14 protein-coding genes are annotated in these 13,899 nt (G+C 64.8%); 9 read left to right on the top strand and 5 right to left on the bottom strand.

Annotation, left to right across the window (positions count from 1 at the left end):
* Positions 1 to 68 precede the first annotated feature (68 nt).
* Positions 69 to 704: a LysE family translocator gene (locus HAP47_RS04600; RefSeq protein WP_173639247.1), complete on the top strand. Its 636-nt coding sequence runs from the start codon at positions 69 to 71 to the stop codon at positions 702 to 704.
* A gap of 120 nt (positions 705 to 824) precedes the next feature.
* Here HAP47_RS04600 and HAP47_RS04595 read toward each other — a convergent pair whose 3' ends face one another.
* Positions 825 to 1,451, bottom strand: a complete 627-nt coding sequence (locus HAP47_RS04595) for a glutathione S-transferase family protein (RefSeq protein ID WP_173639248.1) — start codon at positions 1,449 to 1,451, stop codon at positions 825 to 827.
* 213 nt (positions 1,452 to 1,664) lie between these two features.
* Here HAP47_RS04595 and pyrE point away from each other — a divergent pair, with 213 nt between their 5' ends.
* On the top strand, positions 1,665 to 2,228 hold the full coding sequence (gene pyrE / locus HAP47_RS04590) for an orotate phosphoribosyltransferase (protein WP_173639249.1): 564 nt from the start codon (positions 1,665 to 1,667) through the stop codon (positions 2,226 to 2,228).
* 364 nt (positions 2,229 to 2,592) lie between these two features.
* Positions 2,593 to 3,387 carry a DUF2865 domain-containing protein gene (locus HAP47_RS04585; protein ID WP_173639250.1) on the top strand — a complete coding sequence of 265 codons (795 nt, stop codon included), beginning with the start codon at positions 2,593 to 2,595 and terminating at the stop codon, positions 3,385 to 3,387.
* A 19-nt stretch (positions 3,388 to 3,406) separates the two neighbouring features.
* Here the strand turns inward: HAP47_RS04585 and HAP47_RS04580 are convergent, their stop codons facing one another.
* Positions 3,407 to 3,838 (bottom strand): hypothetical protein, encoded by a 432-nt coding sequence (locus HAP47_RS04580; RefSeq protein ID WP_173639251.1) that lies wholly within the window; start codon positions 3,836 to 3,838, stop codon positions 3,407 to 3,409.
* 169 nt (positions 3,839 to 4,007) lie between these two features.
* Here HAP47_RS04580 and HAP47_RS04575 point away from each other — a divergent pair, with 169 nt between their 5' ends.
* Positions 4,008 to 4,187 (top strand): RNA polymerase sigma factor region1.1 domain-containing protein, encoded by a 180-nt coding sequence (locus HAP47_RS04575; protein WP_173639252.1) that lies wholly within the window; start codon positions 4,008 to 4,010, stop codon positions 4,185 to 4,187.
* Between the two features lie 299 nt (positions 4,188 to 4,486).
* Here HAP47_RS04575 and HAP47_RS04570 read toward each other — a convergent pair whose 3' ends face one another.
* The gene (locus HAP47_RS04570; protein ID WP_173640662.1) at positions 4,487 to 4,720 is read right to left on the bottom strand and encodes a hypothetical protein; all 234 of its coding nucleotides are present in this window, start codon (positions 4,718 to 4,720) and stop codon (positions 4,487 to 4,489) included.
* Between the two features lie 245 nt (positions 4,721 to 4,965).
* Here HAP47_RS04570 and HAP47_RS04565 point away from each other — a divergent pair, with 245 nt between their 5' ends.
* The 3 genes from HAP47_RS04565 to rocF all read left to right on the top strand — a co-directional run bounded on the left by HAP47_RS04565 (position 4,966) and on the right by rocF (position 9,520).
* Entirely contained in the window at positions 4,966 to 7,476 is a 2,511-nt protein-coding gene (locus tag HAP47_RS04565) for a glycogen/starch/alpha-glucan phosphorylase (RefSeq protein WP_371821739.1), read from the top strand.
* Positions 7,477 to 7,615: 139 nt separating this feature from the next.
* A complete protein-coding gene (locus HAP47_RS04560; RefSeq protein WP_173639254.1) occupies positions 7,616 to 8,434 on the top strand; it encodes an acyl-CoA thioesterase in 819 nt (272 codons plus the stop codon).
* A gap of 108 nt (positions 8,435 to 8,542) precedes the next feature.
* Positions 8,543 to 9,520 carry an arginase gene (gene rocF / locus HAP47_RS04555; RefSeq protein WP_173639255.1) on the top strand — a complete coding sequence of 326 codons (978 nt, stop codon included), beginning with the start codon at positions 8,543 to 8,545 and terminating at the stop codon, positions 9,518 to 9,520.
* 209 nt (positions 9,521 to 9,729) lie between these two features.
* Here rocF and HAP47_RS04550 read toward each other — a convergent pair whose 3' ends face one another.
* Complete coding sequence (locus HAP47_RS04550; protein ID WP_173639256.1) at positions 9,730 to 11,346, bottom strand: phosphoenolpyruvate carboxykinase; 1,617 nt, start codon at positions 11,344 to 11,346, stop codon at positions 9,730 to 9,732.
* Between the two features lie 149 nt (positions 11,347 to 11,495).
* Between HAP47_RS04550 and HAP47_RS04545 the strand changes: the two genes are divergently transcribed.
* The gene (locus HAP47_RS04545; RefSeq protein WP_173639257.1) at positions 11,496 to 11,753 is read left to right on the top strand and encodes a hypothetical protein; all 258 of its coding nucleotides are present in this window, start codon (positions 11,496 to 11,498) and stop codon (positions 11,751 to 11,753) included.
* A gap of 468 nt (positions 11,754 to 12,221) precedes the next feature.
* Here the strand turns inward: HAP47_RS04545 and HAP47_RS04540 are convergent, their stop codons facing one another.
* Positions 12,222 to 12,956 (bottom strand): HugZ family pyridoxamine 5'-phosphate oxidase, encoded by a 735-nt coding sequence (locus tag HAP47_RS04540; RefSeq protein WP_173639258.1) that lies wholly within the window; start codon positions 12,954 to 12,956, stop codon positions 12,222 to 12,224.
* A gap of 239 nt (positions 12,957 to 13,195) precedes the next feature.
* On the opposite strand from HAP47_RS04540, the gene HAP47_RS04535 reads away from it, so the two are divergent.
* Complete coding sequence (locus tag HAP47_RS04535) at positions 13,196 to 13,897, top strand: response regulator transcription factor (protein WP_016843287.1); 702 nt, start codon at positions 13,196 to 13,198, stop codon at positions 13,895 to 13,897.
* The last annotated feature ends 2 nt before the right edge of the window (positions 13,898 to 13,899 follow it).

Genomic DNA, 13,899 nt, shown 5'->3' with positions numbered 1-13,899 from the left:
GCAATTCCAACATGGCCGCGCGGCGGTTGACACGCTAGAAGCGTGTCTGTCCCGTTGCGAGACCTGTCATGCCCCATACATCCGCGTTGCTCGGCTTTGCGCTCGTCTGCCTCGGCATGGTGCTGACTCCCGGGCCGAACATGATGTACCTGATCTCGCGCTCGATCACCCAGGGGCCGGCGGCCGGCATCGTCTCGCTCGGCGGCGTTGCGCTCGGCTTCGTGTTCTACATGCTGTGCGCGGCGTTCGGCATCACCGCGCTGCTGTTTGCAATTCCCTACGCCTATGACGCGCTGCGCTTTGCCGGCGCCGCCTATCTGCTCTGGCTGGCGTGGCAGGCCGTGAGGCCCGGCGGCCGCTTGCCGTTCCAGGTCAGGGCGCTGAAGGTCGACGGCCCGCGCAAACTGTTCGCGATGGGCTTCATTACCAACCTGCTCAACCCGAAGATCGCGATGCTCTATCTGGCGCTGCTGCCGCAGTTCATCGAGCCCACCGGCGGCAGCGTGCTGACGCAGTCGCTCGCGCTCGGCTCGATCCAGATCGTGATCAGCGTCAGCGTCAATGCGATGATCGCGCTCGCCGCCGGCTCGATCGCGGTGTTCCTCGGCACCCGCCCGACCTGGCTGCTGGTGCAGCGCTGGCTGATGGGCACGGTGCTCGCGGGACTCGCGATGAAGATGGCGCTCGAGGCGCGGCGGGCGTGAGCCCAACTCGTGATGCGCGGGCTTGCCCCGCGCATCCATCGCCCGCCCAAGCGGGCGGCAACTGAAGCGCCATTGCGAAGAGGATGGATTGCCGGGTCAAGCCCGGCAATGACACCGCCCTCAATCCAGCTTCGCCTCCATGCCCCGCTTCGTCGCCGGGCGGGCCATCAGCGCATCGTACCAGCGCTTGACGTTGCGGAAGTCGGCCAGATCGACCTTGTGGCGCGGATGGCGCCAGGCCCAGCCGAGGATGGCGAAATCGGCCACCGAGAGATCGCCGGCGACGAACTCGCGGCCATCCAGCCGGCGATCCAGCACGCCGTAGAGCCGCCGCGTCTCGGCCATGTAGCGCTTCAGGCCATAGGCGCGGTCCTGCTCGTTCTCCAGCGCGATGAAATGGTGCACCTGGCCCGGCATCGGGCCGAAACCGCCCATCTGCCACATCAGCCACTCATAGACGGGGATCCGCTCCGCCAGCGGCTTCGGCAGGAACTTGCCGGTCTTTTCGCCGAGATAGAGCAGGATCGCGCCGGACTCGAAGATGCTGACCGGCTTGCCGCCGGGACCATCGGGATCGACGATCGCCGGGATCTTGTTGTTCGGGCTGATCGCGAGGAACGCGGGCGCCATCTGCTCGCCCTTGCCGATATTCACCGGGATCACCTTGTAGGGCAGACCCATTTCCTCCAGCGCCACCGAGATCTTGCGGCCGTTAGGGGTGTTCCAGGTGTGCAGCTCGATGGTCATTTCCGCTTCCCGTGCAAGTGTTTGGCCGAGTGTTTCGCGCCTGCTTACGGGGATTGTAACGGCCGCACAACCGCGCTTTCCGCACACGGCTGCGCTGAAAATGGCGGCGCGGGCACTGTTGACGGCGGGATTTACTCGCTGGAATGTGCGGGAGACCGCCGATAGATTGCCGGCCGCTTCAGAAGCCTCAAAGAACTCCCAAGGGAAAAGCCTTTGTCCAAGTCAGCCTCCCGTGCCCGCCTCGCCGAGATCATCCGCAAGCGCTCGTTCGGCCGCGGCGAGATCACCTTGGCGTCGGGCCGCAAGAGCGATTTCTATTTCAACCTGAAGCCGACGATGCTCGATCCCGAAGGCGCGGCGCTGCTCGCCGAGCTCACCTATGAGGCGCTGAAGGACGACCGGCTCGACTTCGTCGGCGGGCTCGAGATGGGCGCGGTGCCGCTCGCCGGCGCCATCGCACAGCTGTCATGGCTGAAGGGTCATCCGATCGCGGCGTTTTTCGTACGCAAGAAGCCGAAGGAGCACGGCGCGCGGCTTGCCGTCGAAGGGCTCGCCAAGGGTGAGACACTGGCGGGCAAGCGCATCGTGATCGTCGAGGACGTCACCACCACAGGCGGCTCCGCGCTGAAGGCTGTGGAAGCCGTGCGCGAGGCCGGCGGCGAGATCGCGCTGGTGTTCACCATGGTCGACCGCGAGGAAGGCGCGACCGAGACGTTTGCCGAAGCCGGCTTGCCGTTCCGCGCGCTGTACAAGGCCGGCGAGTTCCTGAAGGACTGACGGTCTCTCTTCTCCCTCGCCCCGCTCTTGCGGGGAGAGGGTCGGGGTGAGGGGCTGCTTCCACGAGCCGTGAACGCGGTGAGACGTGTACCCCCTCAACCCGGATCGCATCTTACGAAGCGACATAGCCGAAGCCTTGCTTCGGCGTTCTTGAGGACGGCCGCCGGAGGCGGCCTATGCTCTCCCCGCAGGCGGGGCGAGGTGAAGAAGGTCCGCGCCATCTCGCCTTCCTTTGACGCCGTCCCCCCCAATCAATCGCCCGTTTACCATCACGCACTATGGTGAATCCGCCGGGGCACCTTGTCGCCGCGGCGAGGCGCGTCGGGTGGAGTTGGCGTTGCGTACAGAGTTGAGTGATCGGCGCATGCGGCGCCGCGTGATGCTTGCCGCTGCGTTTGCGGGTTCCGTCCTGGTCTTGCCCGCTCCCGTCTCGGCCGAAGGGCTGTTCGATTTCTTCTTCGGCGGTTCCCAGAAGCAGCAGGGCCGGCAGGCCCCGCCGCAAGCCAATTTCTTCGCCGATCCGTTCGGCCTCAACCAGCAGCCGGAACGGCAGACGTCCGCACCGGTCTCGGCGGCGCGCGTGGCCGGTTCCGGACCGGCGTACTGCGTGCGCAGCTGCGACGGCAAGTATTTCCCGCTGACGATGCGCGGCAACGCGACGCCGGCGCAGCTCTGCCAGGCGTTCTGTCCCGCGAGCGCGATCAAGGTCTATTACGGCAGCCATATCGACAGCTCCGCCTCGGCTACGGGTGAGCGCTACGCCGACAGCGAGAACGCCTTCGCCTATCGCAAGGCGCTGCGCGCCGACTGCACCTGCAATGGCCGCGACCCCGCCGGGCTCGCGCCGGTCGACCTCGCGCTCGATGCCTCGCTGAAGGCCGGCGACGTGATCGCGACCACCGACGGCCTCGTCGCTTACACCGGCGTCCGTGTCGGCAACGAGCAGTCCTTCGACTTCACGCCGATCGCTTCCTATCCCGGATTGACCGCGGCGGTTCGCGCGCGGCTTGGCGAAATGAAGGTTGCTCCCGTCAGCGCCGAGATCGCCAGCGACGCGCCGCTGCCGGAAACCAGCCGCGATGTCGCACCGTCGACACCGACGTCTGTAGTGCCGAAGGGCAATGCCGCAAAGCCCGCCAAGCGGGCCGAGGCGAATTGACGGCTTCGAGCTGCGCCACTCAGCGCGCCACAATCACGCCGATCACGTTCGGCGCGGCCATGTACTTCTCCTCGATCGCGGCCCGCGCGGCGGCGCGGTTCTCGGGGTTGAGGAGGCCGCGCTTCTCGGCGAGGATCATCCAGCAATAGCCCCACCAGTCCGTCAGCATGCCGTGATCGTCGACGAGGTCGTAACCCTGCTCGCCGGCGAAGATCCGCGCATGCGCCTCATCGAGCGTATCGAGCCAGGCGTGATCCTCGTTCGAGAACAGCTCGTCGCTGAAATCATCCGTGGTGTAGCCCCAGATCGACATGCAGACCGCATTGAACTCGCGGTCGAGCTGGTCGTCGTCGATCGGCTGGCGCCGCGAGGCCTGATGCAGCCGCGACAGCGACCGCGCGAAATCGGCAATCCGGGTCAGAGCGAATTGGTCAAAGGCGATGGTGGACATGTAGCCCTCGCGGAGACTGAGAGACCATAGATATTGTGTCGGCGCAGGCGCCGAATCACAATGATATATCAAAGGCTTGCTAAAGTGTTCTTAATTCGTTCCCTCGCCGATCCGAATACACCGAGACTCTCGCCATTTGGTAGGGGCAGCGATTTTGGAGAGCCGAGGAATGAGACTGCAAGATGCGATCCGGATGGCCGTAGAGCTTGCCCGCTCGACGGGAGCCATCACATTCGACCAACTCAACGACCTGCTGCCGTCAACGACGACAACGCCCGATGACATCGAGGCGGTCATGCAGGCACTGAGCGAGGAGGGAATAAACGTCGTCGAGAACGACCAATCGTGACCCACTTGGAGCGGTAAGAAGCTCTACGAGCGTTGCCAGCCCTGGCTTTCGCCAGGACGACGATGTGGCGCGAGCGAACATCATCGCTCTGTCACGCGTATGCCTGTCCCAAAAGCAATTCGGGCCGCTGACTAAGTCAGCGGCCCGTTGAAAAATTGGTTCGGAATGAAATGCGTCGAAGCTGGAAAATGTGCCCGCCCCACGCGCGACAGCTGTGTTTGTAAAGAACTCGTTAAGTCTTGGAAATCCGTATCACTCCGGTGTTCCCGATCGCGCGTGACGGCGCGTTGTGCGGCCATCTAATTCGCTGCGGACAGCAATTTGTCGCCGCAGGCATTCGCGTAAAACTTGCCGCCGCATTGCCGCTTGATGGCGGCGCAGCGCGCGGCAGGCGAAGCGTTCTGGGTCACGCTGAAGCTGCAGCTCAGGCCGTCGGCGCTGCGGCCAGGTTTGCCCGCCGCATAGGCTGCGCTTGTGGCGGTGATGCACACCATGAGCAACGCCGCGGCCGCGATCTCGATCAAGAGTCTCATCATGCATCCTCCGCCGAATTGCCGCAAAATCCCGGCTTTCACGGCCGATCGTAGCACCGGCTACGACGGTTCCGAAGGCCCCTCGATCGGCCCGGTCCTTGCATAAAATGTCGGCAGCGCCAGGCACGGCAAACGCTTCGGGCGGTTTCGATTGCCGTGCAACGCGCGTATCATCGACTTGGGGCATGATCCGGACAATATGATCGCATCATGATCCGGAGTCTGAACGGCAGGGATTGAGCGCTTTGCACGAACAAACAAACTACCCGGCATTGAACCAGCCGATCGACGAACTGGCGCTGACCGAGATCAAGGGGGCGATCCTCGCCAAGCTGCGGCTGGCGATCGGCAAGGACGCCGGCATGGCGACCAGGCGCGACTGGTACAAGGCGGCGGCGCTGGCGCTGCGCGACCGCATCGTGCACCACTGGCTGACGGCCGAGAAGCAGACCTACGACGCCGGCTCCAAGCGCGTCTATTATCTCTCGCTCGAATTCCTGATCGGCCGCCTGTTCACCGACGCGCTGAACAATATGGGATTGCTGCCGCTGTTCGAGGCCGCGCTCGGCGACCTCGGCGTCGATCTCTCCGACCTGCGCAAATGCGAGCCCGACGCGGCGCTCGGCAATGGCGGCCTCGGGCGGCTCGCGGCCTGCTTCATGGAGAGCATGGCGACGCTGGCGATCCCCGCGACCGGCTACGGCATCCGCTACGATTTCGGCCTGTTCCGCCAGATCATGAACCAGGGCTGGCAGCAGGAATATCCCGACGAATGGCTCGCCTTCGGCAACCCCTGGGAATTCCAGCGGCCTGAGGTGGTCTACAACGTCCACTTCGGCGGCCATGTGGAGCATGCCGACGAGCGCGGCCGCGACCGCGCCACCTGGCATCCGGCGGAAACCGTCGAGGCGATGGCCTACGACACGCCGATCGTCGGCTGGCGCGGCCAGCACGTCAACGCGCTTCGGCTGTGGTCGGCGCACGCGCCCGATCCGCTCAAGCTCGACGTCTTCAACACCGGCGACTACGTCTCGGCGAGCGCCGAGCAGGCGCGCGCGGAGGCGATCTGCAAGTTCCTCTATCCGAACGACGAGAGCGCGGCGGGCCGCGAGCTGCGGCTGCGCCAGGAATATTTCTTCGTCTCGGCCTCGTTGCAGGATCTCGTGAACCGGCATCTCGCCTCCGACGGCGGCCTGCGCAACCTCGCGCAGAAGGCCGCCGTGCAGCTCAACGACACCCATCCGAGCCTTGCGGTCACCGAGCTGATGCGCATCCTGGTCGACCTGCACAGTTTCCGCTGGGACGAGGCCTGGAAGATCACGGTCGCGACCCTGTCCTACACCAATCACACGCTGCTGCCGGAGGCGCTCGAGACCTGGCCGGTCGAATTGTTCGAGCGGCTCTTGCCGCGGCATCTCGAGATCATCTACCGCATCAACGTGGCGCATCTCGCGCTGGCCGAAGAGCGCTTCCCCGGCGACATCGAATACCGCGCCTCGGTCTCGCTGATCGACGAGCGCAGCGGCCGCCGCGTGCGGATGGGCCAGCTCGCCTTCGTCGGCTCGCACCGCATCAACGGCGTCTCCGCGATGCATTCCGACCTGATGAAGGAAACCGTGTTCCACGACCTTCATCATCTCTATCCCCAGCGCATCACCAACAAGACCAACGGCATCACCTTCCGCCGCTGGCTGATGCTGGCCAACCCGCGGCTGACCGCACTGCTGCGCGAGACCTGCGGCGAGGCCGTGCTCGACGACTTCTCGCTGCTCGAACGGCTCGAGCCCCACTCGAGCGATCTGGAATTCCAGAAGCGCTTCCGCGACGTCAAGCATCACAACAAGCTGGCGCTGGCGCGGCTGATCGGCGAGCGCAACCACATCAAGGTCGACCCGTCGGCGCTGTTCGACGTGCAGATCAAGCGCATCCACGAATACAAGCGGCAGCTGCTCAACATCCTGGAGACGATCGCGCTCTACCACGCGATGAAGGACGAGCCGCAGCGCGACTGGGTGCCGCGCGTGAAGATCTTCGCCGGCAAAGCGGCGGCGAGCTACCGCTACGCCAAGCTGATCATCAAGCTGATCAGCGACGTCGCCGAAATCGTCAACAACGACGCTTCGCTCGGCGGCAGGCTGAAGGTCGCATTCCTCGCCGACTACAATGTCAGCCTCGCCGAGGTGATTATCCCCGCCGCCGATCTCTCCGAGCAGATCTCGACCGCCGGCATGGAGGCCTCGGGCACCGGCAACATGAAGCTCGCGCTGAACGGCGCGCTGACCATCGGCACGCTCGACGGCGCCAATATCGAAATCCGCGACAATGTCGGCGAGGAGAACATCGCGATCTTCGGCCTCGAGGCCGGCGACGTCATGGTCCGCCGCAAGCAGGGGCTCGATGCCAGCGACGTGATCGGCAAATCGCCGCGGCTCGAGCGCGCAATCCGCGCCATCGAGAGCGGCGAGTTCTCGCCGGGCGATCCCGCGCGCTTCGCCTCGATCGGGCACGCGCTGCGCTACCTCGACCACTACATGGTCTCGGCCGATTTCGACTCCTACTACGACGCGCAACGCGGCATCGACGCGCGCTGGCAGGTGGTGCCGGCCTGGACCCGGGCTTCGATCCTCAACGTGGCGCGCATGGCGTGGTTCTCCTCCGACCGCACCATCCGCGAATATGCCGAGGACATCTGGCACGTGCCGGTGCACCCGAGCGCCTCGCCGCAGCTCGGCAACCAGCGCGAGGCGAAGGGGTAATCCCGGGAGGCGAAGATCGATTACGTCCGGCATCATTGAATCCGGCACAGTTGCCGCGATACTGAAGGCGCCGCAGACGCCGTCATAGCGAGCGTTAGCGAAGCAATGACGGCGGCACGAACCGCACTTGAGGAATTGCATGCTCACCAAGGCTCCGCACCTTTTCGATGAAGCGACCGCTGTGACTGCCGGCGACAGCCGCTGGCAGGGACGGACCAGCCCGGATTACTGGGCGTTCGTCGGCCCGTTCGGCGGCTGCACCGCCGCGACGATCCTGCGCGCCCTGATGCAGCATCCGCAGCGCGCGGGCGATCCGCTGGCGCTGACGGTCAATTACTGCGCGCCGGTCGCCGAGGGCGTGTTCGATCTCGACGTCCGCCTGGTCCGTGCCAATCGCTCGAGCCAGCACTGGTCGGTCGAGATGACGCAAGGCGGCGGCGAGGTCAGGACGCTGGCGACCGCGGTGTTTGCCGAGCGCCGACCATCGTGGTCGCACCAGCCCGCCGAGTTTCCCGGCGCGGTGCCGTTCGAGGAACTGCGGCCCTATCCGAAGCTCGCGATGACCTGGGCCAACCAGTATGATTTCCGCTTCGCCGAGGGCGAACCGAAGCTCGGCGGCGGCGCCGCGAAGCAGCCGTCGAGCCCCTATTCAAAACTCTGGATCGCCGACCGCGTGCCGCGCAAGCTCGATGCGCTGTCGCTGATGTCGATGTCGGACGCATTCTTCGGCCGCGTGTTCCACGCGCGGCACGAGCTGGTGCCGTTCGGCACGGTATCGCTGACGACCTATTTCCACGCCGATGGTGCCGACATGGATGCGGAGGATACCACCCGCGTGCTCGCCACCGCCGATGCCAAGATCTTCCACAAGAGCTACGGCGACCAGCACGGCGAATTGTGGTCGCCGTCCGGCCGCCTGCTCGCCACCACGACGCAGATCGCCTATTTCAAGGCATAAGCGCGGCTCAACTATCCACATGGCCGGATTGGACCGGGTTGCCTATTTCAAGGGTTGAGGGAACAGTGGCGCGTCGCTTCTGTTCCACGCCTTTGGGAGCCCTGCCGCATGTCCGAAGCCGACAATTCCAGACCATCGCGCATCGCCCTGCTCGGTGTTCCCATCGAGATCGGCGCATCGCAGCCCGGCCCGCTGATGGGCCCGGACGCGCTGCGCACCGCAGGCATCGCGCGCCTGCTCGAGCAGCTCGACTTCCACGTTGACGACCATGGCAACCTTGCGATCCCGGCTGTGGTCGCCGACGGTCCGACGCCGGCGAATACCAAGTTCTACGACGAGGTGAAGACCTGGACCCGCGCCCTCTCGGAGCGCGCCTATTGGCTGGCGCATTCCGGCGCGATCCCGATCTTCATGGGCGGCGATCACTCACTGTCGATGGGGTCGATCAACGGCGTCGCACGCTACTGGCAGGAAAAAGGCCGGCCGTTGTTCGCACTGTGGGTCGACGCCCATGCCGACTACAACACGCCGGCCACCACCATCACCGGCAACATGCACGGCATGTCGGCCGCCTTCCTGTGCGGCGAGCCTGGTCTCGACGACTTGCTCGGCGGGCTGCCGCGCGCCTCGATCCCGCCGGATCAGCTCGACCTGATCGGCACCCGCTCGGTCGATCCGCTGGAGCGCAAGCTGCTGCGGCAGCGCAACGTCTCGATCGCGGACATGCGCCAGATCGACGAGTTCGGCGTCGCCGTGCTCACCCGCCGCGTCATCGAGCGCGTGCGGGCGAAGAACGGCGTGCTGCATGTCTCGTTCGACGTCGACTTCCTCGATCCGGAAGTCGCACCCGGCGTCGGCACCACCGTGCCGGGCGGCGCGACCTATCGGGAAGCCCATCTCATCATGGAGCTGCTGAACGATTCCGGACTGGTGCGCTCGCTCGATATCGTCGAGCTCAATCCATTCCTCGATGAGCGCGGCCGCACCGCGCGCGTCGCGGTCGAATTGATCGGCAGCCTCTTCGGCCTGCAGATTACCGACAGACAGACGCCGAGCAATGCGATGCTGCCGGAGATGGGGGAGTAGTCCCAATCCCGTCATCCTGAGGTGCGAGCGGAGCGAGCCTCGAAGGATGCACGGCCCGGCTGGTGGCCGTCGACCCTTCGAGACGGCCGCTTCGCGGCCTCCTCAGGGTGACGGATTGAGGGAGTGTCGCGCGGATAGAGGAAGCGAGACTGCAACAAAAAGGCGGCCACGAGGGCCGCCCTTTCAAATCGCGAAATCGCTTGCGCGAACTACTCCGCCGCGAGCTTCACTTCCGGCGCGGCGGCGCGGACTTCGGCGTCGACCTGCGCTTCGAACTTGGCAAAGTTCTTCTGGAACATGCCGACCAGCGCACGCGCGGTCTTGTCAAACTCGGCCTTGTCCGCCCAGGTCTTGATCGGATCGAGAATGTGCGGCTCGACGCCCGGCAGCGAGGTCGGCACCGCGAAGCCGAAATACTTGTCGGTGCGGAAGTCGGCGCTGCGCAGCGAGCCGTTCAGCGCCGCGGTGAGCAGCGCGCGGGTCACCTTGATCGGCATGCGGCGGCCGGTGCCGTATTTGCCGCCGGTCCAGCCGGTGTTGACCAGCCAGCAATCGACATTGTGCTTGGCGATCAGCTCGCGCAGCATGTTGCCGTAGACCGACGGATCGCGCGGCAGGAACGGCGAACCGAAGCAGGTGGAGAACTCCGGCTGCGGCTCGTTGCCGAGGCCGCGCTCGGTGCCGGCAACCTTGGCGGTGTAGCCGGACAGGAAGTGATACATCGCCTGCGCCGGCGTCAGCTTGGCGATCGGCGGCATCACGCCGAAGGCGTCGGCGGCGAGCATCACCACGTTCTTCGGATGCGGCGCGCAGCCGGTGCGCGAGGCGTTCGGAATGAAATCGAGCGGATAGGCCGAGCGGGTGTTCTCGGTCTTCGAGCCGTCGTCGAAATCGGGCACGCGATCATTGGCACCGAGCACGACGTTTTCCAGCACCGCACCGAAGCGCTTGCTGGCGGCATAGATTTCCGGCTCGGCTTCGCCTGAGAGCTTGATGCACTTGGCGTAGCAGCCGCCTTCGAAATTGAAGACGCCGTCCTCGCTCCAGCCATGCTCGTCATCGCCGATCAGAGTGCGCTTGGGATCGGCCGACAGCGTGGTCTTGCCGGTGCCGGACAGGCCGAAGAAGATCGCTGTGTCGCCATCGGGGCCGACATTGGCCGAGCAGTGCATCGGCATCACGCCCTTCTCGGGCAGGTAATAGTTCAGCGTGGTGAACACGCTCTTCTTCATCTCGCCGGCATATTGCGAGCCGCCGATCAGGACGATCTTGCGGGCGAAATCGATGGCGACGACGTTTTCCGACTTGCAGCCGTGGCGCTTCGGATCGGCGCGGAAGCTCGGCAAATCGATGATCGTGAGTTCGGGCACGAAGCTCGCGAGCTCCGACGTCTCGGGGCGAATGAGCAGCGTGCGGATGAACAGCGAGTGCCAGGCAAGCTCGGTGAAGACACGCGTCTTGATGCGATGCTTCGGATCGGCGCCGCCATAGAGATCCTGCGCGAACAGCGTCATGCCTTCGGCATGCTTGAGGAAGTCGGCATGCAGCGTCGCGAACTGCTCCGAGGTGATCGACTGGTTGCCAGCCCACCACATGCTCTTGTCGGTCAGACCGTCGCGGACCGTGAACTTGTCCTTCGGGCTACGGCCGGTGAACACGCCGGTATCCGCGCAAAGCGCGCCATCGGCCGAGAGCACCGCTTCGCCTGATCGCAACGAGTGCTCGTAGAGCTGCGGCGCAACATAGTTCCAATGCACGCCCTTGAGATTTTTTAAGCCGAATTTGTCGGCGCCGAAGGCACCGTTATGCACGCCCGTCTCTTGCACGAAGAACCTCCTCGAACCCGCGTATCCTTGTTCGCGCGAACATCGCTAGTCGCGCTCCGCCGCGGTGACCGTCATCAGAATAATATAGCCTCTCGGCCCCGGTCCGGCGACCTAATAGTGGGGATCGCCGGGCTTGCCAAGCCAGTCGAATGGCTTTTGGTTTATTCCAAGGCGGGCACATCATCGTGCGCAAATACCGCAGCGCGAAACGCTTTCGCTTTCTCGTTGTTTTCGCGGCGATCGGGCGATGTTTCGTCGCCTTTCCCGCTGCGAGCAAGGCGTTGCGATGCACAAAGAGTGCCAGCGACTGGCGTGTATCCGCGCCGGGCGACGCAGCAGGCGCGGAGAATGCCGGGCATGCGTTTCGCGCTGAGGATGTATCGTTGCGATGGACCGCCGCGAGTTGACGCCGCGCTGCAGTGCCAGGCATGTCGTCCACCATCGTGTTGCACGCGGATAGCACCACTTGGTCGGCATTGAGCTGCACTCGATAGAGCTCAACATCCCGTCGTCGAAGCTGGATGATTGCAATGCCCGGCAGTAGCGAATGTTCCGCAACGCGGGCTGCGTTCGGCGGCAACACGATCACTGACCGCAACGATCGATGGTAACGCAATCACCGCGTTCACGTGCGCGTCAGCGCGGTTGAACCTCGCGATCCGAACGATTTTCCGGAGCAGCAGAGCCAGGAGTTCTCGCAACCCGCATCACGCCCATCGGCGATGATATCAGCGTAGGCACGAAATGATCGCGCTGTCAGAGACGCTGCACCCGGCCTCGGCCAACGCGCGCGGAGCCGCACCGTGCGACACCATGCCTCGTCGCGCACCAGCACCGCCGCTCGGTGCCGACAGGCCGTGCTCCCTATCCCTCCTCTATCCCTTGGCGCGCGCCTCGCCGGCGAGCCGCACCAGCATCTTGCGCAGCTCGGTGCCGTTGCTGACCCGCTCGGGGAAATCGAGCCGCAGCGTGTCGCGGCCGGCCTGCATGTCCATGCCGTCGGGGTCGCAGCCGGTGCACAGCCAGTCGGCACTTTCCGCAGCCAGCAGCCGCGTGGCGTAGAGGTTCATGGCCTCGCGGTGATCCTCGTTCATATGCGCCACCGCGCCCGGCTCGGCCTCCAGCAGCGCTTCGGCTCCACTGAGGTCGGTCAGAAACTGGGCAGGCTCGAGGTCGACGATCCGGCCGAACCCGGCCACCAGATGGGCGCCGCCCGGCCGGATCACGAAAAACGAGAAATCCTTAAACTCTACAAAGGCTTCCGCCGAGGGATGGGCGCCAAGGTAGCGCCGCCGGACAAGCTCCCGCTCGGCCTCCGCGACCTCCTCCGCCCGGCCGGCCAGCATGATCCGGGCCCCCTCCAGCGGATCGCCCTCGGCGCGCTCGTCCAGCATTAGCGACACGCGGTTGTCGGCCAGGATATTTCTGGTGTGCAGCGCCAGCCGGGAAATCAGCAGGATCGGCGAGCCGTCGGGGTGGCTGGCCAGATTGACCAGCGAGCAATAGGGATCGCCAGAACCGGCCATCAGCGTGGCGAGCGCGCCTTGACGGCTGCGGCGGAGCAGGGAGCGGGCAAGGTGGGCGGGGTCGAAGTCGGCGGTCGGTTGCATGGGCCTATCGGGTCATTTTGGAGGCGAATCGGGCCGGTTCCCGTTGAAAAAAGAGCCTTTTCTCACGGTCTCAGGGTGCTATATGGGGGTCCAACGCGTGGGTCGCAGAGCGTTTTTTGCGGAACTCGGTCACACTTCAGCCCAGCTTGCATTGCTCGTTGACCGCGTTCGAGCCCATATTCTACGGCGAGTCGCCAGAGTGCCCGCCGTCTAAGCCACTCTCATTGTGAAAGCAGCTCATGCCCACAATCGCCTTGGTCGACGACGACCGCAACATTCTCACGTCGGTCTCGATCGCGCTCGAAGCCGAAGGCTATCGCATCATGACCTACACGGACGGTGCGTCAGCGCTGGATGGGTTTCGCACGTCACCGCCCGATCTTGCGATCCTCGATATCAAGATGCCGCGCATGGACGGCATGGAAACGCTGCGCCGGCTGCGCCAGAAGTCCGACCTGCCGGTGATCTTCCTTACCTCTAAGGATGAGGAGATCGACGAATTGTTCGGCCTGAAGATGGGCGCCGACGATTTTATCCGCAAGCCGTTCTCCCAGCGCCTGCTGGTCGAACGCGTCAAGGCCGTGCTCCGCCGCGGCCAGCCGAAGGATCCGACCGCGGCACCGAAGGAGCCAGACGCCCGCGCGCTCGACCGCGGCCTGCTGCGGATGGATCCGGAACGCCACACCTGCACCTGGAAGAACGAGCCGGTGACGCTCACCGTGACCGAATTCCTGATCCTGCAGGCGCTCGCCACCCGTCCCGGCGTCGTGAAGAGCCGCAACGCGCTGATGGACGCGGCCTATGACGACCAGGTCTATGTCGACGACCGTACCATCGACAGCCACATCAAGCGGCTGCGCAAGAAGTTCAAGGTGGTCGACGACGACTTCGAGATGATCGAGACGCTGTACGGCGTCGGCTATCGCTTCAAGGAAGCCTGATC

Origin of the sequence: Bradyrhizobium sp. 41S5, from assembly GCF_011516665.3 — a bacterium.
GTDB lineage: Bacteria > Pseudomonadota > Alphaproteobacteria > Rhizobiales > Xanthobacteraceae > Bradyrhizobium > Bradyrhizobium quebecense.
Note: the sequence above shows the minus strand (reverse complement) of the source record. Positions and strands in the feature narration are given on the sequence as shown.